Raw genomic sequence first — 25,452 nt, 5'->3', positions numbered from 1 at the left:
AGATCTTGCGCATGTTGCGCTGGATGATGTTCTCGCTCTCATAGTCGAGCGCGCTGGTCGCCTCGTCGAAGATCAGGACGCGAGGGTTGGTCACCAGCGCCCGCGCGATCGCGATGCGCTGGCGCTGGCCGCCCGACAGGCTGGCGCCGCGCTCGCCGACCACGGTGTTGTAGCCGTCCGGCAGCGCCAGGATGAACTCATGCGCTCCGGCAAGCTCGGCCGCGGCGATCACCCGCTCCATGGCCATACCAGGATCGGCCAGCGCGATGTTCTCGCGGATGGTGCGGTTGAACAGCACGTTCTCCTGCAGCACCGTGCCGATCTGGCGCCGCAGCCAGGCGACGTCGGTGACGGTGAGGTCGATGCCGTCGATCAGGATACGACCGGCCTCCGGCACGTAGAGCCGCTGGATCAGTTTTGTCAGCGTCGACTTGCCGGAACCGGAGGGGCCGACGATGCCGATGACCTGCCCCGGCAGCACCTTCAGCGAGATGCCCTGCAGCGCCAGCGAGGTATCAGGCCGGTAGCGGAAATTGACGTGGTCGAAGATCACCTCACCCTTGATCGGCGGCAAGCTCGCGCGCGAGGGATCGAACATCGGCTCGGGCGTGGCGTTGAGGATGTCGCCGAGCCGCGCGATCGAGACCCGCGCCTGGTGGAAATCCTGCCAGAGCTGGGCCAGCCGCAGCACCGGCTGCGCCACGCGGCCGGCCAGCATGTTGAAAGCGATGAGCTCGCCGACCGACAGGTTGCCTTCGATGACGAGATGCGCGCCGAAATAGAGCGTCAGCGCGGTGACGAGCTTGCTGATGAACTGCACCGACTGGCTCGCCCAGTTGCCGAGCGAGAGCACGTCGAAGCTGGCGCTGACATAGGAGGCGAGCTGCTCCTCCCAGCGCCGCTGCATCTGCGGCTCGATCGCCATCGCCTTCAGGGTCTGGATCGCGCTGACGCTCTCGACCAGGAAAGCCTGGTTCTCCGCGCCGCGATCGAACTTCTTGTCGAGACGCTCGCGGAAGATTGGGGTGACGCCGGCGGAGATCGCGACGTAGAACGGGAACGAGCCGACCACGATCCAGGTCAGGAACGGCGAGTAATAGAACATCACCGCGAGGAAGACGAAGGTGAAACCGAGATCGATCACCAGCGTCAGGGCCGAGCTGGTGAGGAAGTTTCTGATGTTCTCGAGCTCGCGCACCCGCGCCACGGAGTCGCCGGCCCGCCGCGCCTCGAAATAGGCGATCGGCAGCGCGATCAAGTGCCGGAACAGGCGCGCACCCAGCTCGACGTCGATCCGGTTGGTGGTGTGGGAGAAGACATAAGTCCGGAGCGCGCCGAGAACGGTCTCGAAGATCGAGACGACGATGAGGCCGAACACCAGCACGTCGAGCGTGGTGTAGCCGCGATGCGCCAGAACCTTGTCGGTCACGACCTGGAAGAACAGCGGCGTCACCAATGCAAACAATTGCAGGAAGAATGACGCGACCAGCACCTCCCCGAGCAGCCGGCGATATTTGTGCATGGCCTGGAGGAACCAGGTGATATCGAAGCGGCGCGCCAGATCAGACAGCGAGGCGCGCCGCGTCATCAGCACGATGCGGCCGGTCCAACCCTGCTCGAACTCGGCGCGCTTGACCACCTGCGGACGATTGACCACGGGGTCGTGAATGAGAACGTCTTCGGCCCCGGCCTTGCCCAGGATCACGAAGGTGCCGTCATGCCGTTCGATGATCGCAGGCAATGAGAGCTTGGAAAGGCCAGGCCAGCTTTCGCGGATAGCCCGCGCTTTCAGCTTGAGCTGCTTGGCGCAGCGGAGCATTTCCTGGACGCTAACGGCCGAGCCGGCGAACTGATGCGCGATCTGCGCGGGATCAACGGCGATCTGGTGAAACCGCAACAACAGCGCAAGGCACTGCAGCCCCGTATCTTGCCGTACCGCTTCCAAGTCGCCCTGCCACCACTTCCGGTCGTCTTCTTTTGTATTGCACGTTTGTTTCGGGAAGCAAAATGAAATCTCGCTGAGGTTGTGGATTGGACCTTTCATCAAATTGTTATCAAATCGCACGATCACATGATCGCACTACGGTTCAACGACGTGCGCTTGAGCCGGATGAACACCCAAGATCGGAAACCTTGGCTTTCGCCGATCCCGTGGTCCTTCCTTTTTAGAAGATCGGCTCTTTCTATTACCTCAGAGCAGAGTTGATCAGATTCGCCAGCCGCGCCGCTGCAAGCGCCGCCTGGCTGCGCGCGTTGGTCTCGTCGTCTCGCGTCAGACCGACCGGCGTCCTGCGGATTCGCATAGGCGCGGCGTAGGCGTATTGCTTGGCGAGATCAAAACTCTCTTGGGCCCAGGCCTCGGGGTCTAGAATCTGCGCCTTGGTGACATCCGTAGGCACGCTCGCCAGGCCGCCGCGGTCGTCCGCGCCCAACATCGCGCCGAAGACCGAAGAATAACCACCGAACAGGCCGTCCCAGTGCGCATGCACGATATCACGCAGTCTGGACGACCTTGATGACAACACACCACCGGGCGCACGTCGCCGTGCAAAAATACAACGATGCTTGGCAGGCGACGCGCCCCACGCTTTGCGCGCCTATCCTGCAGGTTTCGCCTTGCGCTTCTTCGCCTTGGCTTGGCGGTGCTTGGTGAGGGCATCGGCATGCCGGCGCTTCTTTGCGACCACGGTCTTCTTGCTGACACCCTTTCGAACCGACACATGTCTGATCGTCTTGACCGGCATGAATATCTCCCTGGCGGGCACCAGCTCCATCTCGTCGGCATAGATCTCATGATAGAAGGAGATCCAGTCCGACCTGATCTTGGTTTGATATTCCGCGAGAAGTTCGTCGGAGGGATTCCTGCAAAGCTCCGCGTGGATGTAGGTCTCGAGCCTGTCCTTCTTGTGGGCGCCGTTCTCCTGCTCATTCTTGTCCGGCCTGACCTGCTCGTAGCACTGTGGCCATAGGTTCGCCTCCTCGTCGGCCCCGCCGATCGATCGCGGAATGAGATGATCGATCTCGAGACGCCGCACGCGCTTTCCTCTAAAAGTCGTGAGCGGGCACTGGTTGACGTCGAAGCGGTAGGCGTCGATGACGTTCTGCTTCATCGCCGCTGTTACGCCCCGCGCGTCCTCTCCCCACTTCGTCCGGCAGATCTGCGTGACCGAGATATCCCGCACGACACCCGGCGTGAGGTCCCAGCGCGGATGGGTGATGTACTCCTCCGCGAGGACGGGTGACGCGAGCATTGCCAGTAGGAAAACGATCCAGCGCATGAAAAGTCCAAAAAGCGCTTATATACAACTTGTGCGCGATTCCAGCGAGGGGCGCCTGTGTTGCACCGCACCCGTCGAACCAATCCTGCCGGAATAAGACTTCTAAGGTTGTGGTGTCTCTATCCGTCGCGCTACTGTTCACGAACCGGGGGGCCTCCGATGGTTTCAGAATCCGGCAGCGCCAGCTACCGTCCGGCGACAAGCGTTGCGGGCAACCGCAAGGCTCACCCATCGACACTTAGTACCGGGTCCTGCCGGAGCAGACGGTCCGACACACCCAGCACCTGACGCGGAAGCCATCGGCGTGACCTACCACCAGCTGCAGAATACGAGAAGGGCACCAACCGCCTGTCGGCGAGCCGTCTCGTCCTGATATGCCGTGCCTTTCAGATCGAGGTCGTCAGGATGACCGACGATGGTCCGGCTTAGGCCGTTCCACCAGTAGTATTTGCGATGGCAACCTCCGGCCTCTCAATCCACCACGAATGAATCGCGGCTGCATCTGTAATTCAGGCCCAGCCTGTCGGCGATACTGACGGCCTGCTCGTTCGCATCCTGCCCCCGGCGGACGTTGACTACCGCGGCCACGCAGGAGGTCTTGTCCGGTTGAAGGCTGTGCACCGTCAGCAGTTGGCGGTCGTCGAGGAAATAGCGGTGGATGGCGGCGAAGGGCTTGCCGTCGCGAAGCCGCCATTCAATCACGCTGTTCGGGTCGGCGAACGCGCCCTCCAGGGCCTCGGAGACGGTTTTCCCGGCCCCGGCCTGACGGCCGAACCGCACAAATTCGCGGGCATCCGCGGAGAACAGGCTCACCGTCCAGCCGTCCGGCCCTGGCGGGCAACGCTCTTCAAGGACCGGATTATCCCGGGTGCCGCTACGCTGCACGACCTTGCAAAGGTCATGTCGATTGGCGCGAACGTCGTCGATCTTCGTGTAGACGCGCGTCACCGGCGCGGCTGGACTCTGTGCCGCCGGACGCGGATCAGGGAAGCCATCGGGCTTTGACGCCGACTGGGCCCAGGCCTCCTCGAAGGCGGGCTTGAAGCGCGCCTGGGACAGGGGCGCGAAGTCCAGCTGTTGAGCGTCCGCGCGCCACACCAGCTCGCGCTCGCAGCCGATCGTCTCGGCGGTGCTGCGGGCGTCCCTCTGACCGCAGTTCACGCCTGCCACCGCCGCCCAGAGCCTAGTCGGGCTCGCGGCGGGTGCCGTTGTCAGGCCAAAGCCGACCACCGTGAAGCGCTTGACCTGTCCGTCCGGCAGGGACACGAAGATCACGGAGTCCCAGCCGTGAGCGTTGGAAAACAGACTCCAGGCCCCCTCGCATTCGAGGGTTGCTCCGTCAACGGTCCAGAAGGCGGGACCGCCGGCCAGGCGGCCGTGGCCGATGACGGGCCCGGTAAGAGGTCTCCCGCCGACCTCCTTGCAAAGGCCCGCGATGTCGCGGACTTCCGACAGGACCTGCGCCGGCAATTCAGAGACCGGGTCGCCGCACAGCCGGGTTTCGGAGAACTGCTGACAGGCCGGCGTCTTCCCGTCCAGCGTTGGTCCCGCCGACACGCCGTCGGCGAAAGCACAGAAGGCCGCGAAGATGGCGAGTACCCGTAGTAACATTCATCCCCCGCTACGTTTTCGGGCCAGCATGTGGCGCCTGTCCGGAGGCCCGGCAGCAGCAATCATCCGGTGCATCGCTCGGACGAACAGGAAAGCGCCTTCACGCCGCCGCGAGCCCAAACGTAAGGGAAACTTCCGAAGGCGGCTTGAACGATGGCGAAAGCGGAATCCGCTAAATTTTACGAAAACTGATCTGGCCCGGGGCTTGCGCCTTTACCGTTGATTGCGCACTTGCCCCCAACACCCTTGCCGCATCGCGGAACAGACGAGGGACGAAGCGCGCTGACCCAACAGGACTCCGACAGCCCGTCGAGAAGCATGGCAAGGGTTGGTTTTTACACTATCCTCCGCAGGAAAGACACGCCGCGCCAGGCGTCTCCAAGAGGGCGCTCAAAACACTCGCTTGCGCCCTCAATGCCTGTCCGCCACAGGCCAGTCGGCATACCGGAAGCGGTAGGCCAGGCACCGGGGCGAGCGACGGTAGGACAGCGAATGCGCCCGTCTCACGCTGTCAATCGGCCTGCAATATTGACCCCTCATCGGCGTCCAATTTTTGCAGGCCGAATGACACGCCGGCATTGTTCATGACGGCGTGTCCCTTTCCCGAGTGCCCCCGGCGAGTAGCTCCGCAGCTCTTGCACGGAGGATCGACGCCGCACGGCCGAGACGCAAAGCGGCTCGGTTCACGAGAGTCCGATGCGGCGAAAGCCGTACGCACGCAAGCGGAAGAACTCCACCAAGGCTTAGTCGGAGGACCTAAATTTCCTCGCGCGCATTGGTCTGCGCGTCATAGATCCTGATCTGAAGCATGGGAAAACGCTTCTTCAGTTCTACTCCACCCGCCTTGGCGCCATCTCTGGTCGCAAATTCGGCTTTGAGTCGGCCGTCCACCTCAAGCGCGTAGCCAGAGGCCGGCAATACAGTGCTGGCAGCAACCATTTCATTCCCATTGTGTATTAAGCTGCAAGTTCTGCTGCGCGAATGCGGCGCCAGAAAGGGGCGCCCTGCGCCCGTACTTCAAGCCTTCGGCCATGGTGTCGCTCAACTGGGACACGGTTGACCTTCGCCGCCGCAACTCCTGGAACGGCTTGAAGCAGCGGCGGCTCGGCGCGCCCTACATGGTGGCACACCACCCAGACCTTCACGACGACTTGGTCCGCAAAGTGCCTGCGAACAGCATCGATCTGAACCAGATCTGCACAAGCATCACCAACACCAAGGATGGCGCAGCAGCCACGTTCGTCGATGGTATGCAGAGCGAGGCCGACGCAATCATTGGAGCCGATGGCGTTCATTCGGTTGTGCGAAAGGCGCTGTTTGATGAAAGCGTCGCGCGCTTCACCAACCGAGTCTGCTGGCGCGCGTTGGTCCCGATGGAAGATGCCCCATCGCAGTTCGGCTCCAACGGCTCTGTTGCAGCGCATCCCACAATGCCACACTTGCGCAGGGCGCGGCACCATCGATGGAAGACAAACTGACGATCGCACGGAGTTCTGGCCGATCACAGGGACGATCTTGCCACCGGGCTCAAAACATATGATCGAGAGCGGCAACCCAGAGGCCGGAACGTCCAGCTGCAGGCGTGCGATCGCTTCAACAAAAAACGCCAATCAGTCGCGCCGCCGTTTCAGCTCGCTCTCTGCAGCACTCGCTAAGAGGTACGCATCCAGCCGCATGGACGGCCTGCAGAGCGATGGCACGCAAATATCGCTCAGCACTCCGGCAGATTAACTGCTAATCCGCCGAGACTCGTTTCTTTGAACTTCGCATTCATGGCTTCGCCAGTCTGCCGCATTGCCTCTATGCAGTTGTCCAAAGGCATGAAATGCGATCCATCGCCACGCAGAGCGAGCGACGCCGCCGCAACTGCTTTAATAGCGCCGATTCCGTTGCGCTCTATGCATGGAACCTGCACCAGGCCAGCCGCGGGATCACATGTCATACCGAGATGGTGTTCGAGGGCAATTTCAGCGGCGTTCTCAATTTGCTCGGGCAATCCACCCAACACCGCACAGAATCCGGCCGCAGCCATCGCGGCCGCTGACCCAACTTCACCTTGACACCCCGCTTCGGCTCCAGAGATCGAGGCGTTGTGCTTAATCAGCCCGCCGATCGCCGCCGCCGTAAGAAGGAAATCGGCAATCTTGTCGCACTCAGCTCCCTTGCAATGATCCAAATAGTATCTCAGCACCGCAGGCACGACTCCCGCGGCCCCGTTGGTCGGCGCGGTCACCACCCTGCCGCCAGCCGCGTTTTCCTCGTTTACGGCCATCGCGTAAACACTGAGCCAGTCTGCGGCCGCATGGGGCTGAGACCGGTTGGCCTGCCGTTCAGCCATCAACTGCTGATGAATCCCCGCCGCCCGGCGTCGCACGCGCAACCCACCAGGCAGCTCTCCTTCCTGGCTCAGTCCCCGTTCGATGCACCCGTTCATGACGGACCAGAGATGGACGAGGCCCCGATCAACCTGTTCCTGTGTGCGGAGATGGGCTTCATTCGCTCGCTTCATATCCGCGATGGATAGCCCGCTCTCACGTGCCATCCGAAGCATCGCGCTCGCGTTCCCAAATGGATAGGGCCACGGCGTCACGTCAGCCGCAACCGGTAATCCTTCGCCCTCCTGCGCCGTCATCACGAAGCCGCCGCCGATCGAATAATAAGTCTCCTGAAGCAACACGGCCCCGGTGGAGCTACGAGCGGAGAACACGAGCCCGTTGGCATGACCGGGCAATGGCGGTCCGTAATCGAAGACGATATCGAGAGCAGGGTCGAACATGAGCTGCGGCAGTCCATCGAGGCGCAGGAGACGGCTTAGGCGGAGATCTTCGAGCTGGCGCTCGGCCTCGTCGAAATCGAACTCGGCGGGCGTCCAGCCGAGAAGACCGAGCGTTACTGCACGATCTGTAGCGTGGCCCTTACCCGTAAATGCGAGAGACCCGTGCAGCCTCGCCCCGACGGCTACAGCGTGACGACCAGACGGCTGCTGTCGCAGAAGCTTCAAGAAGCGCCCGGCCGCCGTCATGGGTCCCATTGTATGCGACGATGAAGGACCGATGCCGATCTTAAAGACATCAAATACGCTCAGAAACATCCCGCGCCTCTAGCTTAATTCGTTCCCTGCACGACCCGCCGTGCGGCGGCCGCCAAGTCTCAGACGTCGATCGCACTTCGGCCCGCAGTTACAACTTTGGCTCCGGTGTCGCGACGAAGACGATCCGTCCATATGAATTACGAGAATGCCGAACGTTCTCAACCACGGATGCCGGTCAGGATCCTGTTCAATCATCCTGTGGTCCGCAGGTCCTGCACAAACTCGCTCGCCGTTCGATTCAAGTCGACAAACCGGTGACTGAGCGTCTTCGACTTAGCGTCGGTGCTTTCAGCGATGGATCCGGCGGCATTGGCTTTCCCGAGCACCTCGCGAACCGTTTCCCTGAGGCTATCCGTTCGGCTTGCAGCCTCTTGTGCGGCACGGCTGATCTCGGCGGTCGCTGAACTCTGCTGTTCAACAGCAGCTGCAATTGAACCACTCGTCTCGCGGATCATCCCAATGACCGATACGATGCCCTGAATTTCGCCCGCAGCCATATTCGTTGCTGACTGAATTCCGGCAACCTGCGACGAGATATCTTCGGTCGCCCGCGCGGTCTGGGTTGCAAGGCTCTTTACTTCCGCGGCAACAACCGCGAAGCCCTTACCAGCTTCTCCAGCTCGAGCAGCTTCAATAGTCGCATTCAATGCAAGCAAATCTGTCTGGCCAGCAATATCGCTGATCAACTGCACAACGTTGCCGATTTGCGCTGCCGCGGTGACCATGCCCTCGACCATTACCGCCGTTTGAGCCGCCCGACCCGCAGCTGAGTTCGTCACTTCGTTCGCAGCATGAACACGGCTGCTGATCTCATGAATCGACGCAGCGAGTTGCTCAACAGCAGCCGCCATGGTTTGGACGTTGATCGAAATCTGACTGGAAACTTGCAACGCGGCCTCGCTACATTCGACATTGTCACGGCTAAACGCGCCCAAGCTCTGGACCGCCGCCGCGATGTCGATCGCGATTGCCACCACCTCGGATAGAGCGGCCGCTACCGTATTCTCGAAGCTGGACGTCGCCCGCGCAAGGGTCGCCTTTCTCTCCATTGCAGCCTCCGCCTTCAGATTCTCCTGCGAGGCTTGCAGAGCAAGACGGTCCGCAGAATGATCTCTAAGTACCGCGACAGCGCCGGCTATGCCGCCAATCTCGTCGCCTCGCTCAATGCCGGGAATCTCGCCCACGATCTCTCCCCGAGCGAGGCCGTGAAGACGCGCCTCGAGAGCTCGCATCGGACGAGAAATACTGCGCGCGAGCCAAGCCGCAAATCCGGCGGAAGTCAGCATCACAACCAGAGCCAACCCCGCCAACTGCCGCGCGGCGCGCCAGAATGCATCGTCGAGGTCATCGACATAGACACCACTAATGACCATCAGTTTAAGGTTTGGCAGTCCTTTGATCCACGCTTCCTTGCGGACGGGCTCATTGCTTCCGTTCCGCGGGTAGTAGTACGTGACCGTTCCGGAGCCGGAAGTGTGGGCTACGTCGACCATTTCCCGATGGAACATATTTCCTTTGGCATCGGGAACATCGAGCTGACTCTCGCCAACGCCTACATCGCTGGTCCCAGCCGCAACAAGAATCCCCTCCCAATCGTAAATGAAGAGGTAATTGTTACCGCCATAACGAGCGTGCCTCACCGTCCACCGCATTCGTTCAACGAATTGATCTTGGCTCATCTTCCCGTTGGCCACCTCCACGCCGTCCGCCTCAATCAAAGATGCGACGGTATCCACGACGTTCCGCAACGAACCTCTGCGTTCTGCCTCCATTTGGTGACGAATCTCGAACAGCGCGACAACAAGAAGGGCACAGAGCGCGACAAAACCGACCAAGGTCAACAAGCCAAGCCGTTCCCCGATCCCCTTGCGCCGCATCACTTCAGATTCCTTTCGTAGCCGACAATCTTGAGGCGCTCCTTGTCGCCAGCGGAGTAGACGGCGGAGCGACGTCGCTTCTCTCCGTCACTCCTTATCCAGGTGGCACTTCAGTCGGGAACAAAACATTCGCAGGCGTCGCGTACACGCCAATTCGATCGCTTCGAACGTAAGGCGAGAGCCGACGACTCACGCCGTATCGCCAAACTGCCAGATCGAAGAGAAAAACATAGTGCGAACTTTGTACGCAGGGTACTACAGGCCCTACTCACTGCTCGGCATGTAGCGCAATCGACTCTAGACCGTGTGCTCCACCCGAACCATTTCTGCCGCGTCCCGCACACGATTGGGGACCTCGGGGGGACACCTCAGATCAGAGAGCCGGCCGCCTTCTTCTTGAACAGATCCATCATGATTTCGATGAAGTCCCGACACAACCGCGATTGCTGGTGATGGCTTGGCCTTACGGCAGTGATCTCGAACCGGATGATAGGCTTGAACGGTCGCGCGACAATATTGTCATCGCGCAGATATCCAGCTGTAAAGGGATCGACGATCGTGACGCCCAGCCCCGACGCAACCAGCGCGATCGCGCTCGCCGCCAGCGAAGTCTCAAGCAGGAGCTGCCGCTCGATGCCCGTCTCCGCAAACACCTGATCGATCTTGAGCCGCTGAGGACTATTCGATCCGAGAGATATGAACGGCAGATCTTGTAGATCGCGCGCCTCGATGTGGCTCTTTGTAGCGATCGGATAATGCGACGGCACAACGCAGACATCTTCTAGGAACGGTAACGGAGCGAGTTCAACGCCGGGAAATTCGCCGACGACCTGGGCAAAGCCGACGTCAAAGTGCCGTCCGGCAACAAACTCGAATATCTGATGCGTATTCAGGCTGACCAGCGTTACCTCGACGGCCGGCCGGCTTGCATGGAACGTGCTGATAGCTTGCGTGATGCAGCTTAGCGACAAGGCCCCGATGGCTGCGATCCGCAGCGAACCAACTTTGGCATGTCGAAGTTCGTTAGCGATCTTCGCGATTCGATCCATACCCACATAGAAGCGATCGACTTCGGCAAAGAGGATGGTCGCTTCGTGACTTGGTACCAATCTGTTGCCTTCCCTGCGGAACAGCAGCAACTTCATATCCGCCTCGAGGTCCTTGATCAGGCGGCTCACGGCCGGCTGCGTGATCTTGAGCATCTCAGCCGCAACCGACATGCTACCCGTGAGCATGACCGCTCTGAACGCTTCGATCTGGCGCGGATTCATTTGCATCGATCACCTCGGATTCCATCAGGACAGCAGCTCCCGCCCATCGGCGGCAGATCACGGAGACGCATAACATATTGTTATAGAGATAGTAGCGCATCTGCAGTTGAATTCATCGAGCCGACATAGCGTAATCAGCGCACCGAGCTGAAGCACGTTCCGAAACATGGAAATCGCTTCAGCGTTCTAGGCGTGGCCAAAACACTTCATCGGCGCGAACCCGCTTGCTGCGATCACGTCAGTTCTGAAGACGCGCCTGATGTTTTTGCAGGGTCTGTCGCCATGGGGACTTATGTCTTACGTCGTCTGTTGACGCTTCCACTCATGCTGCTGGGAGTTTCTATCGCCGTATTTCTCGTGCTTCACTTGATCCCCGGTGATTCCGCACGGATGGCCGCGGGACCTGATGCCACCGAAGCCGATGTGCAGCAGATCCGGGTCAACTACGGTCTCGACCGGCCTCTCGCGGTGCAATACGGCATCTATCTTACAAAGCTGTTGCAGGGCGATCTCGGAGATTCGTTCCAAACACTGGCGCCAGTGACGGAAGATATTGCGAGGACATTTCCTGCCACGCTCGAGCTGACCGTTGCGGGCATGCTCATCGCCCTCATTCTCGGCGTCCCGCTCGGTGTCTACTCTGCGCTTCATCCGCGCGGGTCCGCTGACCGCCTGGTCACGAGCATAGCCGTTTTGGGAATCTCCATGCCCGGCTTCTTCCTGGGCCTGATCCTGATGCTCGTCTTCGCCTCAGTGCTCGGCTGGCTTCCGCCAACTGGCCGAGGAAGTTGCGCTCACCTCGTCCTTCCGAGCCTGACGCTCGGTCTGCCTTATGTCGCGACTTTCGCCAGGCTGACTCGCTCGAACATGCTCGACGTGCTGTCGGAGGACTTCGTCCGGACCGCACGAGCCAAGGGCCTGTCATGGTCGCAGGTGATCTATCGACACGCGATGCGCAACGCATCGATCCCCATCGTCACGATATTGGGCCTGGACTTCGGGCGCCTGCTCGGCGGCGCGGTGATCGTCGAGACGGTCTTCGCCTGGCCCGGCATGGGGCGGTACATGGTGGATGCCATCATGGTTCGCGACATATACGTCGTGCAGGGAACAATCTTGGTTTTCGCCCTCTCCGTCGTCCTCATCAATCTCACTGTAGATGTGATCTATGGCATCATCGACCCTCGCATTATCTATTCCTGAGAGCATGCAGACAGCCGGCTTTCTGGGCTACCTTCTTCGTCGACGAAACTACGTCGCTCTTACTGCCGCGCTTGTCACCTTGATGTTCGTGTCAGCGGCGGTCTTCGCGCCACTTCTATTTGACTGGGAGAGCGCGACGCGCGTCTCGCTCGGCACAGCACTCTTGCCGCCATCGCTCTCGCACCCATTGGGAACAGATGAACTTGGGCGGGATATGCTGATCCGGATCGTCTGGGGCGCAAGAATCACGCTCGTCGTTGCCGTAGTCAGCGTCATCATAGCGATGAGCGTCGGAATCATTATCGGCTGCCTTTGCGGTTACCACGAGAATTGGCTTACCAATGCGACGATGCGGTTCATGGACTTTATGATCGCATTTCCTCGCACGCTCCTGGCCATCATCGTCGTAACCATCCTCGGCTCGGGCGTTCTCAGCCTCACACTCGCAATTGGGTTATCGACCATTCCTGCGAACGCCAGGCTATTTCGCGGACCGATACTCGCACTGAAGCGGCGTCAATTTGCCCTTGCAGCCAAGGCGCTCGGCGCCACGGATGCGAGCATTCTGTTTTCTCATATTCTGCCAAACACGATGTCCCTAATCATCATTCAGGGAACACTCTTGCTTGCCGACGCCATCCTCATTGGCTCCGGGTTGAGCTTTCTCGGGTTGGGCCCCCAACCTCCAATCCCGGAATGGGGAGCAATGATCGCCGCCGCCCGCGCGCATGTGACCTCCCATCCGCACGTGATTTTCGCGCCCGGTCTCGCGCTATTCGTCGTCATCCTGGCGTTCAATCTCGTCGGAGATGCGCTGCGCGATTACGTCGATCCTCGGTCCCGCAAAGCCCTTTAGATTCATCAGGAATGAAAGCCGCACATGTCTCTGACGAACTCAACAATCTCGCGACGTCATTGCCTCAAATTGGGCGTAACACTCTTGGGAAGCACAGCATTTTCACCGATCGGCTCGGCGGAGGCGAACTTCAATCTGCGCATAGTGCAAGGAACGGATGTCGATACCTTGGACCCAGCGATCTCGCGCAGCACGCCTTCTCAGACTGTATTCGGTCACATCTTCAACACGCTGGTCAAATGGAAGGACTCCAAGCTCTCCGAGATCATCCCAGATCTGGCGGAGTCCTGGACCAAATCGGACAACGGCTTGAAATGGACTTTCAAGCTGCGGCAGAGCGTCAAATTTCATGACGGCACGCCGTTCGACGCTGAGGCAGTGAAGTTCAACCTCGATCGGATCTCTGACGCCACCTTGGGCTCTCCCAACCGTTCGCTATTTGCCGGCGTCGACGAGGTCGTCGTCATCGATACCAACACCGTCGAGATCCGGACGAAGGAGCCTTCACCCACTCTCCTCGAAATCCTGACCGAGGCCTATGCCTCGATGAACAGTCCAACCGCAGTCAAGAAGAGCGGACGAGCCTATTCGCGCAACCCGGTTGGGACTGGCCCCTACGTCATATCGGAGTGGATTCCTGGTCAGCACCTCATAGTGAAACGCAACCCGGACCACTTTGGAAGTCCCGGCAGGGCCGCCACGATGAGCTTCCGCCCCGTCCCTGAACCAGCGGCACGTGTCATCGAGCTAACCACCGGCAATACTGACATCGCCCTGAATATCCCGCCCGAGTCCGCCGGCGCAGTCGCGCAAAGTGCCGACCTTCTCGTCGAGCCGAGCTCGTTCCAGATCTTTTTCGAACTCAATACGACCAAGCCGCCGTTCGCGGACCCTCGTGTTCGGCTCGCGGTGAACCACGCGATCGATCGCAACGCCATCATCGAGAAGATCCTGGATGGTTACGGGCGGGTACCGGAAGGCATTTTCCCGGCCGGCGTCCAGGGTCGCGCGCGGCAGCGTCCCTACACCTACGCTCCTGACAAGGCGCGCCAGATGATCGCGGAGGTCTTCCCCGGCGGATATGACGGAACCGTCGTCATGTGGACGCCGGCTGGACGCTATATGAAGGACAAGGCAATTGCCGAGGCCGTTCAGGGTTACCTCAATGCTGTGGGCCTCAAAACTGAATTCAAGGTTTGGGAGTGGGCGACCTATCAGAAGACCCTTTATCGGCCCGACGAAGGTAAAGGAACTGGCAAGGGAAGTAACGACGCCAACATGTGGCTCCTCGGCACCGGCGTAACGAACGCCGATTGGCGCCTGCGTCGCAAATTCTTCAGCACCGATGGCTCCAATCTGACCGGTTATAGCAACGCCAGAGTCGACGAGCTGCTCAAGAGGGCGGCCGTCGATATGAATTACGAAACGCGTATGAAGGCATATGCCGATGTTCAAGCCATCATCTGGAACGAGGCACCGAACTCGCTTGTGCTTTTTGATCAGGTGCAGCTGATTGGGAAAGCCAAGGGGCTGAAAGATCCAGAAGTTTACGCGAGTGAGATTCTAAGGCTCGACCAAGTCGCTAAGAGATGACTCTGATCTGCCCTGATCATCTGACCGGCGGGCATCTGCGCAAGCGCAGTCGATGACCGAGTGCGTGGAAACCTACCGAAAACCAATCAATAACGCTTCACACTGCGGTCCCGAGCTGACCCGACATCGCGGGCGTTCACACGGACGTCCCCTCTGTCTTCGCTTCTCACATCATGATCGTTGAATGGAATAGGACGATGAATAGAACTCTAGTCGACGGCGAGATGTTGCTGACAGACGCTCGGCTCAGCAGCCCGCCGGCCGACGCTCTCGTCAAGTATCACGACATTCCTGGACTCAAGCGAGAAGCGCGTCAGATGCGCGAGTTCAATCAGGTAGATCTCGCTCATACCGTCATGTTGGCGGAGCAAGGAATTCTCACGCGGAAAGTCGCAAAGGCGATTCTTGAGGCCTTGGTTGAGCTGGGGAGAAGGGATCCCGACTCATTCCAGATTGATCCCTCCAGGGGAAGCTTCCTGCTGCAGGTCGAGGCCCACCTATTTTCGCGATTGGGCGAGGATATCGGCGGCCAGATGCATACGGGCCGCAGTCGCATTGATCAAGGCACAACCGTCCGCCGACTCTATGAACGAAATCGAACCCTCGACGTACTGGATCGGTTGAATCAGTTCCGTCGTGTTCTGATCGCCAAGGCCGCGCTCCACTCACGTGCGATCATGCCTGGCTACACGCATATGCAGCACGCTCAGCCCTGGGTATTTGGTCACTATCTGCTGAGCATCGACACACGTCTCGCCGAGGATTCGGAACGATTGACCCAAGCGTACGCTCGCGTGAACCTGAATCCCCTCGGCGCCGTCGGCCTGTCGGGGACTTCATGGCCACTCGATCGAAGCCGGACTACGGAATTGCTCGGCTTCGCCGCCGTGCTGGAAAATTCCAAGCTTGGTCGTGAGGCCTTCTACGCGGCGGATGCCATCGCGTCGCTTTCTTTCATTATGGCCTCCCTCAATGATCTCTCGACGGACCTCCATCTCTGGTCGAGCGTTGAATTTGGCTTCGTCGAATCAAGCGACGCTTATTGCGGGACCAGCAGTATCTTCCCTCAGAAAAAGAACCCGGCTGGGCTCGAGACCGTCAAAAAGGCCGCGGGAGCCTCGGTAACCTGGCTCGCCACGGCGCTCGCCACCTTTCGGGCCGAAGGCACCGGCGACCAAGCTATGCGTGATCTTCCTCTGCTCGACGAAGCGATGGATACCACGGAGGGTATGCTCGACCTTCTGACCGGCATCGTCTCGACCCTGATTGTGCACGAGAAGCGCATGCGCAAGGGCCTCGAAGGCAGCTGGTGCGCCGCCAGCAATCTCGCAGACGTGATGGTCAGGCAGACGGGACTGTCGTTCCGCCAAGTTCATCATGTCGTGGCTCGCCTGGTCCGGATCTGCATCGCTGAGAATATCGCACCCACCGCTGTCACGAGAGAACTGCTCGACCGCGCTGCCGAGGAGACAATTGCAAAGTCGATTGCAATCGACGATGCCACCATCCGGAATGCGCTCGATCCCGAAGTTTTTGTTCGGACCAGAGTGACCGTTGGCAGCGTGTCTCCTGCCGAGGTCGACCGCATGCTCGAGGTCGCCGGAGACCGACTGGCTGATAGCGACGGATGGCTCGCAGCAGAACGTGTACGCCTGGCCGGCGCGGCCGCGAAACTCGATGGTGCCGTAGACGCAATCATCTCCGCCTGAGCCAGTCGCTCTCAATATCCGGAATCTCGCTCATGTCGCTTTGCGAACCCGCATCATCGTTGATAAAAGCCGACGCGCTGCTCGATATCGAGGATTTGCGCGTCGATTTCATTACGTCGGAAGGAACGATTCCCGCGGTCAGAGGGGTAACAGTACATGTGAGCCGAGGGGAGACCTTGGCGTTGGTCGGCGAGTCGGGATCCGGCAAATCGATGACTGCACTGTCGATCCTCCAGCTTCTACCCCGTGCGGTTGCCCATCGTCTGAAAGGGAGCATTCGTTTCGCGGGACGCGAGCTTGTTGGTGCTCCCGAGCGCGAGCTCGAAAAGCTCCGCGGCAACAGAATAGCAATGGTCTTCCAGGAGCCCATGACCTCTCTGAATCCCCTCCAGACACTGCAAACGCAGATCGGCGAGGTCTTGGCGCTCCATAGAAACATCCGAGGCGAAAAGGCCCGCTTACGTGTCATCGAACTGCTGACGCTGGTTGGCCTTCCGATGCCCGAGAAGCGGCTAGGTGCCTATCCGCATCAATTGTCGGGCGGCCAGCGCCAACGGGCGATGATCGCCATGGCACTCGCCAATGAACCGGACCTGCTTATTGCCGACGAACCGACGACAGCGCTCGACGTAACGATCCAGGCTCAAATCCTCAAACTGCTCAAGGATCTGCAGCGCCGCTTCGGGATGGCTCTGCTGCTTATCACCCACGACCTGGGGGTTGTTCGCAAAATGGCGGACCGCGTCTGCGTCATGAATAAAGGTACTATCGTCGAAGCGGGGAGCACCGCGCAAGTTTTCGCAGCCCCGCGCCACGCCTATACCAAGCATTTGTTGAACTCTGATCCAAAAGAAAGCCCGATTCTCATCGAGGATGAGGCCCCCATTCTTCTCGAAGCGCGCGCAATGAAGGTTTCCTTCGGTACAAAGGGAGGCTTCTTGCGCAGAATGACAGCGCCCGTCAACGCCGTGGACGGCATTGACCTGACGGTTCGCCAAGGACAGACCGTCGGCGTTGTCGGCGAGAGCGGTTCGGGCAAATCGACCCTTGGCATGGCCATCCTGCGACTTATCCCATCCGAAGGCTCCATCCGGTACGAGGGCCGAGAGATACAAGGCCTGGGCGAGGAAAACGTCCGTCCCCTACGTCGGAACATGCAGATCGTCTTCCAAGACCCCTACGGCTCCCTCAGCCCGCGCAAGTCGGTCGCCGAAATTGTCGGCGAAGGTTTGCGTATCCACCGCATCGGCTCCAGTCAGAGTGAGCGCGACCAAATGATTATCTCGATACTCGATGAGGTCGGTCTCGACCCAGCGCTGCGGAGCCGGTTCCCGCACGAATTCTCCGGGGGGCAACGCCAACGCATCGCCATCGCGCGTGCGATGATCCTGAAGCCGAAGTTCGTGGTTCTCGACGAGCCGACGTCGGCGCTCGACATGTCGATCCAAGCGCAGCTTCTCGATCTACTGCGCGACCTACAGAAGAGGCACAACCTCGCCTATTTGTTCATCAGCCACGACCTCAAGGTCGTCAAGGCCCTTTGCCAGGAGCTTATTGTAATGAAGTCCGGCCAAGTCGTTGAGCGTGGCACTGCCGCGGAGATCTTTAGCTCTCCCCGTCATCCCTATACTCAAGCACTTCTGAAGGCGGCCTTCGATGTCGTCCTGGATTGATCGACTCTCGGCTGACCTTGGATCAGATCGCCGGCCTGCCCTTCCGCGAGGTACCTCGACTTCAGGAAACGATGTGAAGCAGGACGAAGCCATTCCAATTTGTGAACTGGTCCCGGCACCAGCGATAAGGAATGGCATCTTGACCAAGCTATCCCTGTCGGACTTCGATTCCCTTCGTTCCTATCTTCAACCCATCGTACTTGATCGAGGGTCGGTGCTGAACGAGGCCCACCGAGAAATTGAGTTCATCTACTTCGTCGAGACTGGCCTCGTGTCACTTCTGACGTTCTCACGAGGAAATATCCTGGAGACTGGATTGGTCGGCCGTCATGGCGCGGTAGATGCTTCCATTGCGCTCGGAGTGGGAACCTCAATTCATAAATCCGTGGTCCTGATGCCCGGGAAAGCGCTCCGGGTTCGGGGCGAGGACTTGCAACGCTCGATGCAATCCAGGCCGTTGGTTCGTGAGCGCCTCCTGCACTATGTGCAATCGCTCATGATACATGGTGCACAGACCGCACTCTGTGGCGTCCGCCATGAACTTGAGCAGCGTTTGGCCAGCTGGCTGTGCCTGGCTTGCGACGCCCTTGGGCACGAAACACTGGCCATAACGCACGATCATCTCGCGTTTATCCTTGGACTACGCCGGCCTGGCGTCACCAACGCTTTGATGCGATTTGAAGAGCTCGGACTTGTTCGCAAAGCGCGAGGTGTCCTGCACGTGCGAGAACGCCGCGCACTCGAACAACGGACCTGTACCTGCTATAACGCAATTATGACCGCATACGAACCGGCCGTGGCTGGTAGGTCGGCGTCTCTCGGGGCACACAAGCTATCTCTCGAGATTAGATAGTTTCTTCGCGACGCACATCAGTCATGGCGTCGATTTGCGCGAAGGAAGACGGCATCCGCCTTCAGCCCGTTTGAACGTGCTTCCCGTTAATCGGCAGGCCGTTTGTTGGCCAGAATGAAAGTCCCCGTTCTCGCTGCGTGGCGACACTGCATCGCACGGATATTGTCGACTAAAGATATCCGGACCTCCAGTGCCGAGACGAGGAAGGCGCTCAACACCAGCGTGTCGGAGCCCTTTCGGCTACGCCCACATTTTTGCTCCGCGCGAGGTTTGGCGCAGTACGCAGCGCTTGGCCGTCAAAGCCCCTACCCCATGCTACCGATCCGCCCGCCACCGGGGTCGCGCAGACAGTTCATCAATTGCAGATCGTCCCTAAAAGCTGGCCGGCACTGCGATCGGATGTAGATAAGTGAAGCTCGAAAGTCACCTTCAGAGATGAGTGAGGGGCCGCCCACCGCGGACGCAAGGGAATGCGCTCGCGGCTAACGACAGTACGACGCGTACAGTTGTGACACGTCTAGAACACGCTAGCGGCTGCCATGCGCGCATCGTCCGCTCCGTACAAAGTTCGCACCAAGATAACGAACACAAATCTGTCAACGTGACCGCGCGGGTGTCGGAATGGTCCACACCGCGACGCTCACTGACGCAAGCGATCAGTGGCGTTCTAGCTAGGCTCTTCCGATCGGGCGTGATTGGGGGCGGGGAAACGCTGGTTCGTCCGATTCGCAAGATCGAACGACCACATTTGAGTGTAAGAATTGGAGGACTTTATGAAGATTATGGAGAGCCTGTTGCTCGGTTCTGTGGCCATGTTCGCGGGTGCCGGCGTGCAGGCAGCCGATCTTCCCGTGAAGGCCAAGGCGGTCGAATACGTCAAGATCTGTTCGCTCTTCGGTGCCGGCTTCTACTACATTCCCGGCACCGACACCTGCATCAAGCTGGGAGGCTATCTGCGCGCCGACGCCGTGCTGGGCAGCAGCTCGGATTTCGGCGGCAATTATAATGTGAGTTCGCAAGGCGCAAACGCTGCGTTCAATCGTTTGACGAACTACTACATTATGCGTGCTCGCGAAGATCTCAATATCGACACCCGCACAGCGACCGAATACGGCGTGGTCCGCACCTATTTCGAGGGCGTCTTCAACTGGACGACCGGCAACTTCGTGGGCACCAATAACGGCACCGGCACCACCGCCTACAGCGGCACGTTGGCCGCTGGCGCGAACCCGCTGACGGGCGCTACGACCCTCTACGGTTCGGGCTCAGGCTCGGTGAACGGCACGGACGGCAACACGTCAGGCGGCTCGCTCGGCGTCTATTTTGCGTTCATCCAGTTCGCCGGCTTCACGATGGGTAAGGCAATATCGCAGTTCGACGCGCCCTGGACCAATTACCCCGGCAACAACTTTGACGGCCTCGTCGGCGGTGGCGGCACGGTCACGGGTGTCAACCAATTCACCTACACTGCAGACTTCGGTCAGGGCATCACGGCTGCGCTTTCGGCAGAGGACGCCGCACAGTACTATCAGGCCGGGAACCTGAACATGTCCGGCGCGACGGCGTACGGCATGCTCACGGGCAGCTATGGCTCCAATGCCATCGGGGGTTCACGATCACCAAATCTCGTCGGCATGGTCCGCGTCGACCAAGCCTGGGGTCTCTTCCAGGCGTCGGTTGCCGCCCATGACAACCACGTCGCCTATTACGGCGCAAGCGAGACGACCGGTCACCCCAACGATAAGTGGGGTTGGGCCGTTCAGCTCGCCCTGTCGATCAAGAACATCCCGACTGGAGCGGGTGACACGATCAACATCCAGGGCGTCTACACCGACGGTGCGACCCGCTACAACTTCCAGAACTCGGCTGGCAGCACTTACGCGATGTTCGGCAGCTCAGGAACTGCCTATCAGAGCCTCGGCTTCGCAACGGCTGCGGACACCGTGTACGTCACCGGCGGCCAGCAGGAGACGGTCAAGACATGGGGCTTCCGCGGCGCCTACACCCACAACTGGGATCCGAAATGGAATACCGCGATCTACGGTGCCTACGCTCAGGCACAGTACGGCACGCTCGCCAAGACTACACTCTGCGGCGCCACGGGCGCAGGCGGCGTGTTCGGCGGTCTCGCGGGAGTGACGGGTTGCAACCCAGACTTCGCCATCGGACAAGCCGGCATCATCACACGTTGGACGCCGGTCAAGAACCTGACATTCTCAGCCGACCTCGCCTGGACCCACCTCGACCAAAAGTACTCAGGCACAGTGACCCCGGCGGCTCTGATCGCAATCCCGGCCAAGCCGGCTGCGACTTACGAGCTCAAGGACCAGAACTCGGTCGTCATGCTTCTTCGGGCTCAGCGCAATTGGTGAAGTTGTCAAGCTGACGAAAGGATTACGAAGCAGCCCTGTCGCTTGACCTCCAAGGAAGGCCTTCGGCGTGCCCGCCGGAGGCCTTTTCAGTTCAGACCGCATGTCGCAGAACGCGCAAAAACGGAACGATTGTTGACATGGTGCAGCTATCCGCCCATGCCGCCGCCGGCAGCTTGGTTCCAGAGCGCGCCGAACATCTCGCGCAGTGGTGGCGATGACCACAAACGCCTGCTGGGACGCCGTGTGGCGCCAAAGATCAGCTCCGAAACCTCGGTACGATCCGCACCAAATCGACGCAGCATAGCAACAGCCGACGCAAAAGCGCCCATTAAGTGCCTCTTAATCACCTTACACCCTTAAGTTACTTGGAGTGTTGGCTATACTCGGGTGTGATCGAGAGAACGTTTCGCGGAAGCAGGCTTCAGCAACTCATGTGAATCGTCGGCGATCGGCGGTCCAAGTCGCGATGGACTTTTCTACGGCGGCTCTCGGACGCATCCTCCCTGACTTAGCTGCCGGCTTTAACGGCCGGCAGCTCTTTCGCTCGCGCCGTTGGTCTCGAACTCGGCTTCGAAATCTCGTCCCAATGGAGCATCGTTGCAAACGGGGAGCCTGTATGACCAAGCCTCCGAGTTAGATCGTTGGCGGCCAGCATGGTTCTCCTGTTGTCAGTCGATCGGCCGTTCGCACTCCAGCACGCGCAATGGCAGCAGAAAATCGGTCGGTTGATTCTGCCCGCCAAAGGCACCTTGACCAGAACCTGGAGCAAAGATGCGACGTGTCTTTCAGACCTTCGTTGACCGCCTGTTCGAAGGTCACGACCTTGAGGACCTCAAAGAGGCCATGAGCGAGACTGCTGCAGCTCTCAACCTGTCTTGCTTCGCGTATCTTTCTCTCCCGCGGTCGCCGAACATCGCACCACTCCTGATTTCAACCTATCCTTCAGCCTGGACTTCACAATACCTGCAAAGACGCTATGAGCGCTTGGATCCGGTCATTATTCAAACGCTACGGCACCCCGATCCTTTTCCATGGGGTCTTGGCGCTGGAGTCGCAATGGGTTCTGCCGCTGAGCACGAGTTCTTTGAGGAAGCGGCGGCATTCGGTATCCGTTGCGGATACACAATTCCCGTGCATGAAAGCAATGGAACGATCGCCGCCATAACATTCGCTACTGACCAGCGGCGTGCTGCTTTCGAGGATTCGATACGCAAACATCACCGGGCACTACAACTCGTCGCGATATATTTCAACGCCCACGCACGTCGACGACGTCTCGCCGGCAGCTGGACCCATAGAGTGGGACTGTCGCCTCGGGAAATCGAGTGCCTTCAGTGGGCCGCGGAAGGCAAATCTGCCTGGGAAACTGGCTGCATCATGGGGCTCTCCCGTCACACTGTTGCTTTCCATCTCGACAACGCGAAGGCCAAGCTCGGAGTTCGATCCACCATTCAAGCCGTCGCCCGTTTGGCCGCGTGCAATCGCACCTGATAGCCTTCGGACGAACTCCTGACACCTCCGCAACTAGGGAGGCTGCGCGTGCATAGGTCATCCCCCAGTCTGCGATCTCGTAGACATCGGAGGTCACCTATGATGCAGGTCATCGCGCCCGAGTTCCACGGGTCCTTCCTTGAGGAGATTTCCGACATGCATCGCCTCAGGTATCGCGTGTTCAGGGAACGCCTGGATTGGGAGGTTCAGACGAGCGGAGATATGGAAGTCGATGAGTTTGATGCCTTGCATCCCATTTACTTGATCCAGCGAGGCAACAATTACCGTGTCCAGGGCTGCGTGCGACTCCTACCTTCGACAGGTCCGACGATGTTGCGGGACACCTTTCCAGTCTTGCTCGATGGCATCCCATTTCGGGCCGATCCAGCAGTATGGGAAAGCAGTCGCTTCGCCCTCGACGCTGAGAGCGATCAACGTGGCACAATTCATGGCTTGACCGCCGCGACTTACGAACTTTTCGCTGGCATGATCGAATTCGGCCTTTCGCGTCAACTCTCAGACATCGTCACCGTGACCGATGTGCGCATGGAGCGAATCTTGCGCCGCGCAGAATGGCCCCTGCGTCGAGTCGGCCGTCCGAGAGCGCTTGGAAATACTCAAGCCGTTGCGGGCTACCTCGACATATCAGCTGAGAGCCTGGCGCGAGTTCGCGACCTCGGAAAGCTCCAGTCGCCCGTGCTTTGGGAGCCCGCGATAAAAGCCGCGTAGCAGCAAGATATTTTCGCCGGCCGCGGTCATGGCGGCCGCCTCCGCTAGCCGACTAGAAATGCCGCAGACAATGGCGTCAATCAATATCACTCTTAACCACCTGCGCTCTGCTGTCGCCGCCAGCGATTGCGGAAGCTTTCGCCAGGCAGCCGAACTGCTTGGCATCCGTCATTCCTTGCTGAGCCGCACGATTGGTCAATTTGAGCATGCTGTTGGAGTCATGTTGTTCAGGCGATCGCGTGGAGGCGTCGTTCCGACTGCCGCCGGGAAAGGCATTCTGCACATCTCGCGAATGATCCTCGAGCAGGTCGACAATTTGATTGTCATGGGCAGGTCTAGTGGTTGTGGCGCCTTTGGGCGGCTCGCGATTGGGTTTTGCACATCGATGTCCGCGGGCAACCTGCGAGCAAGTCTCGTCGAATTCAAGCAACGAGCTCCAAAGATCGAGTTGGCTACCGTCGAACGATCACGTATCCATCTTATCAACGCGCTTCGGAACGGTGCCATCGACATAGCGATAATACCGGGACAGGTTCCAATATCGGACAGCAAGCGTCTTGCGGTCTGGAGCGAGCGCATTTTGATCATGCTTCCGCAAGAGCACCCACTCGCGGCGTACGAGCAAATTCATTGGACCGATCTCCAAAACGAAACGGTGCTTCTGAGCCAGTATGATCCAGGAACCGATATGGAAGACGTTCTGGTATCCAAGTTGGTCGCCGACGATAAACGACCGAACATCGAGCGCCACGACGTGAGCCGCGGTATCGTGAAGAGCCTCATCAGTATGGGGCTTGGAATCAGCCTGGTGATGGAGTCGGATATCGGCGCAAGTCTTGCGGGTTTGGTTTATCGCGAGATCCAGGATGGTTCCGGCTCAAGCCGCATAGGCTTTCACGCTCATTGGCGAGACGACAACGAGAATCCCGCCCTACAGCGATTCCTGTCGCTCCTGGCCGAGCGTTACCCGTCGCCCCCCGCAGGCGAGGGATGACGACCGCGTCTCAGCCGAGAGAAACCTCTGTCAGTTGCCATGAACCGTCCCAGCATTGGCCCAATCAGCTTGGCCGGGTCGATCTGCTGTCCGGACTCACCTGCCAGCGCTTCAGCGTAGGCAACGAGATCCCGATGCACCGCAGCCGGAATTTCGACGTTAATTTTGACCGGCTTGTCGTCTGGAAGAGCACCAATTTTGAGCTTGGGCACATTGTCACCTGTCATACGGCATTAAGATGAGATCGCGATTGACGATGACCCGAACCAGAAAGCCCGGCCGGATGGTTAGCGTCGGTTGAATGTTGAGACTGCGCCTGACGACCTGCTGACCAGTCTGATTGAGCGAGTCCCCTGCCCCGTGCCGCAGTGCCTGGATGATGGCACTATCGTTGCTGTTTGTGTCGGAGCCCGATCCTAGTTCCGTCCCAACCGCCAGAAACGTCGATAGTGCGGCAGCCTTGAATAGCTCGCCCCAGTGATTGTCGACATGGTCTTCGAGGCCTGCATACCCGGCGGGGTCGGCACCGGGCTGCCGCTCGAGAACGATAGAACGTCCGTTCGGCATGATCAGTCGGGTCCAGACAAGCAGGACACGAGACTGACCGAAGGTGACCTGGCTATCGTACAAGCCGATCAGCCGTGCCCCCTGGGGCACCAGCAGAAAGCGGCCGGTCGGCGTATCAAAAACATTCTCGGTGACTTGTGCGGTAATCGGCCCGGCCCACGTAGATGCGGTGGCTGGGGGCGTTGTCGTTGGAGCGGTTGGTCTCGACGACGATGCGGACGCCCTTCGCCTGCAGGCTCAGAGTGACGATCTCGCCCTGGAAATCGTTGCCGACCTTCTTGAAA

20 protein-coding genes and 2 pseudogenes are annotated in these 25,452 nt (G+C 59.5%); 11 read left to right on the top strand and 11 right to left on the bottom strand.

The features are described 5' to 3' along the window. The 5 genes from TSA1_RS15905 to TSA1_RS15885 all read right to left on the bottom strand — a co-directional run. Positions 1 to 1,945, bottom strand: a 1,945-nt coding sequence (locus tag TSA1_RS15905) for a type I secretion system permease/ATPase (RefSeq protein ID WP_100181149.1), incomplete at its 3' end; no start/stop codon positions are given. Between the two features lie 241 nt (positions 1,946 to 2,186). Continuing rightward, positions 2,187 to 2,522 carry a phospholipase C/P1 nuclease family protein gene (locus tag TSA1_RS15900; RefSeq protein ID WP_145984315.1) on the bottom strand — a complete coding sequence of 112 codons (336 nt, stop codon included), beginning with the start codon at positions 2,520 to 2,522 and terminating at the stop codon, positions 2,187 to 2,189. Between the two features lie 75 nt (positions 2,523 to 2,597). Next, on the bottom strand, positions 2,598 to 3,278 hold the full coding sequence (locus TSA1_RS15895; RefSeq protein ID WP_145984314.1) for an HNH endonuclease: 681 nt from the start codon (positions 3,276 to 3,278) through the stop codon (positions 2,598 to 2,600). 471 nt (positions 3,279 to 3,749) lie between these two features. Beyond that, positions 3,750 to 4,889, bottom strand: a complete 1,140-nt coding sequence (locus TSA1_RS15890; RefSeq protein ID WP_100177189.1) for a hypothetical protein — start codon at positions 4,887 to 4,889, stop codon at positions 3,750 to 3,752. Between the two features lie 756 nt (positions 4,890 to 5,645). Further along, positions 5,646 to 5,828, bottom strand: coding sequence for a hypothetical protein (locus TSA1_RS15885; protein ID WP_100177188.1), 183 nt, complete (start codon positions 5,826 to 5,828; stop codon positions 5,646 to 5,648). Between the two features lie 92 nt (positions 5,829 to 5,920). Between TSA1_RS15885 and TSA1_RS15880 the strand changes: the two genes are divergently transcribed. Further along, entirely contained in the window at positions 5,921 to 6,367 is a 447-nt protein-coding gene (locus tag TSA1_RS15880; protein ID WP_100177187.1) for a flavin-dependent monooxygenase, read from the top strand. Positions 6,368 to 6,600: 233 nt separating this feature from the next. On the opposite strand, the gene TSA1_RS15875 is transcribed toward TSA1_RS15880, so the two are convergent. The 3 genes from TSA1_RS15875 to TSA1_RS15865 form a co-directional block, all read right to left on the bottom strand. Beyond that, on the bottom strand, positions 6,601 to 7,980 hold the full coding sequence (locus tag TSA1_RS15875; protein WP_100177186.1) for an L-serine ammonia-lyase: 1,380 nt from the start codon (positions 7,978 to 7,980) through the stop codon (positions 6,601 to 6,603). A 191-nt stretch (positions 7,981 to 8,171) separates the two neighbouring features. After that, positions 8,172 to 9,857, bottom strand: coding sequence for a methyl-accepting chemotaxis protein (locus tag TSA1_RS15870; RefSeq protein WP_100177185.1), 1,686 nt, complete (start codon positions 9,855 to 9,857; stop codon positions 8,172 to 8,174). 368 nt (positions 9,858 to 10,225) lie between these two features. Then, on the bottom strand, positions 10,226 to 11,134 hold the full coding sequence (locus tag TSA1_RS15865) for a LysR substrate-binding domain-containing protein (RefSeq protein WP_100177184.1): 909 nt from the start codon (positions 11,132 to 11,134) through the stop codon (positions 10,226 to 10,228). A 186-nt stretch (positions 11,135 to 11,320) separates the two neighbouring features. On the opposite strand from TSA1_RS15865, the gene TSA1_RS15860 reads away from it, so the two are divergent. The 10 genes from TSA1_RS15860 (at position 11,321) to TSA1_RS15815 (ending at position 24,601) form a co-directional block, all read left to right on the top strand. Continuing rightward, positions 11,321 to 12,331, top strand: a complete 1,011-nt coding sequence (locus tag TSA1_RS15860) for an ABC transporter permease (RefSeq protein WP_245448293.1) — start codon at positions 11,321 to 11,323, stop codon at positions 12,329 to 12,331. Next, complete coding sequence (locus tag TSA1_RS15855) at positions 12,297 to 13,187, top strand: ABC transporter permease (protein ID WP_100177182.1); 891 nt, start codon at positions 12,297 to 12,299, stop codon at positions 13,185 to 13,187. Before TSA1_RS15860 ends, TSA1_RS15855 begins: the two co-directional genes overlap by 35 nt. A 24-nt stretch (positions 13,188 to 13,211) precedes the next feature. Further along, on the top strand, positions 13,212 to 14,780 hold the full coding sequence (locus tag TSA1_RS15850; protein ID WP_100177181.1) for an ABC transporter substrate-binding protein: 1,569 nt from the start codon (positions 13,212 to 13,214) through the stop codon (positions 14,778 to 14,780). Positions 14,781 to 14,977: 197 nt separating this feature from the next. After that, entirely contained in the window at positions 14,978 to 16,489 is a 1,512-nt protein-coding gene (gene argH, locus TSA1_RS15845) for an argininosuccinate lyase (RefSeq protein ID WP_100177180.1), read from the top strand. 32 nt (positions 16,490 to 16,521) lie between these two features. Then, a complete protein-coding gene (locus TSA1_RS15840) occupies positions 16,522 to 18,162 on the top strand; it encodes an ABC transporter ATP-binding protein (protein ID WP_100177179.1) in 1,641 nt (546 codons plus the stop codon). Positions 18,163 to 18,235: 73 nt separating this feature from the next. Further along, a complete protein-coding gene (locus TSA1_RS15835) occupies positions 18,236 to 19,015 on the top strand; it encodes a Crp/Fnr family transcriptional regulator (protein WP_161497235.1) in 780 nt (259 codons plus the stop codon). 773 nt (positions 19,016 to 19,788) lie between these two features. After that, a complete protein-coding gene (locus TSA1_RS15830; protein WP_100177177.1) occupies positions 19,789 to 21,387 on the top strand; it encodes a porin in 1,599 nt (532 codons plus the stop codon). A gap of 771 nt (positions 21,388 to 22,158) precedes the next feature. After that, positions 22,159 to 22,878, top strand: coding sequence for a LuxR family transcriptional regulator (locus TSA1_RS15825; RefSeq protein WP_100177176.1), 720 nt, complete (start codon positions 22,159 to 22,161; stop codon positions 22,876 to 22,878). Between the two features lie 99 nt (positions 22,879 to 22,977). Next, a complete protein-coding gene (locus TSA1_RS15820; protein ID WP_100177175.1) occupies positions 22,978 to 23,607 on the top strand; it encodes an acyl-homoserine-lactone synthase in 630 nt (209 codons plus the stop codon). A gap of 70 nt (positions 23,608 to 23,677) precedes the next feature. After that, positions 23,678 to 24,601, top strand: coding sequence for a LysR family transcriptional regulator (locus TSA1_RS15815; RefSeq protein ID WP_245448291.1), 924 nt, complete (start codon positions 23,678 to 23,680; stop codon positions 24,599 to 24,601). Here the strand turns inward: TSA1_RS15815 and TSA1_RS15810 are convergent. From TSA1_RS15810 to TSA1_RS15800, 3 genes and pseudogenes are all read right to left on the bottom strand, one after another. Next, on the bottom strand, positions 24,571 to 24,813 hold the full coding sequence (locus TSA1_RS15810; RefSeq protein ID WP_100181147.1) for a DUF2274 domain-containing protein: 243 nt from the start codon (positions 24,811 to 24,813) through the stop codon (positions 24,571 to 24,573). The two genes, TSA1_RS15815 and TSA1_RS15810, sit on opposite strands and share 31 nt — an antisense overlap. A gap of 4 nt (positions 24,814 to 24,817) precedes the next feature. After that, positions 24,818 to 25,321 (bottom strand): annotated as a pseudogene (locus TSA1_RS15805) (TraB/TrbI/VirB10 family type IV secretion system protein); the annotation flags it as partial. Continuing rightward, a pseudogene (locus TSA1_RS15800) lies at positions 25,314 to 25,452 on the bottom strand (DUF736 family protein); the annotation flags it as partial. The pseudogenes TSA1_RS15805 and TSA1_RS15800, both read right to left, overlap by 8 nt.

It is taken from the genome of Bradyrhizobium nitroreducens (genome assembly GCF_002776695.1).
GTDB lineage: Bacteria > Pseudomonadota > Alphaproteobacteria > Rhizobiales > Xanthobacteraceae > Bradyrhizobium > Bradyrhizobium nitroreducens.
This window is presented reverse-complemented; position numbering and strand designations above follow the sequence as displayed.

Coding starts and splice junctions, on each gene's coding strand:
- TSA1_RS15895 (WP_145984314.1), bottom strand. CDS start 3,278: ATGCGCTGGATCGTTTTCCTACTGGCAATGCTCGCGTCACCCGTCCTC.
- TSA1_RS15890 (WP_100177189.1), bottom strand. CDS start 4,889: ATGTTACTACGGGTACTCGCCATCTTCGCGGCCTTCTGTGCTTTCGCC.
- TSA1_RS15885 (WP_100177188.1), bottom strand. CDS start 5,828: ATGGTTGCTGCCAGCACTGTATTGCCGGCCTCTGGCTACGCGCTTGAG.
- TSA1_RS15880 (WP_100177187.1), top strand. CDS start 5,921: ATGGTGTCGCTCAACTGGGACACGGTTGACCTTCGCCGCCGCAACTCC.
- TSA1_RS15875 (WP_100177186.1), bottom strand. CDS start 7,980: ATGTTTCTGAGCGTATTTGATGTCTTTAAGATCGGCATCGGTCCTTCA.
- TSA1_RS15870 (WP_100177185.1), bottom strand. CDS start 9,857: ATGCGGCGCAAGGGGATCGGGGAACGGCTTGGCTTGTTGACCTTGGTC.
- TSA1_RS15865 (WP_100177184.1), bottom strand. CDS start 11,134: ATGCAAATGAATCCGCGCCAGATCGAAGCGTTCAGAGCGGTCATGCTC.
- TSA1_RS15855 (WP_100177182.1), top strand. CDS start 12,297: ATGGCATCATCGACCCTCGCATTATCTATTCCTGAGAGCATGCAGACA.
- TSA1_RS15850 (WP_100177181.1), top strand. CDS start 13,212: ATGTCTCTGACGAACTCAACAATCTCGCGACGTCATTGCCTCAAATTG.
- argH (WP_100177180.1), top strand. CDS start 14,978: ATGAATAGAACTCTAGTCGACGGCGAGATGTTGCTGACAGACGCTCGG.
- TSA1_RS15840 (WP_100177179.1), top strand. CDS start 16,522: ATGTCGCTTTGCGAACCCGCATCATCGTTGATAAAAGCCGACGCGCTG.
- TSA1_RS15830 (WP_100177177.1), top strand. CDS start 19,789: ATGAAGATTATGGAGAGCCTGTTGCTCGGTTCTGTGGCCATGTTCGCG.
- TSA1_RS15825 (WP_100177176.1), top strand. CDS start 22,159: ATGCGACGTGTCTTTCAGACCTTCGTTGACCGCCTGTTCGAAGGTCAC.
- TSA1_RS15820 (WP_100177175.1), top strand. CDS start 22,978: ATGATGCAGGTCATCGCGCCCGAGTTCCACGGGTCCTTCCTTGAGGAG.
- TSA1_RS15815 (WP_245448291.1), top strand. CDS start 23,678: ATGGCGTCAATCAATATCACTCTTAACCACCTGCGCTCTGCTGTCGCC.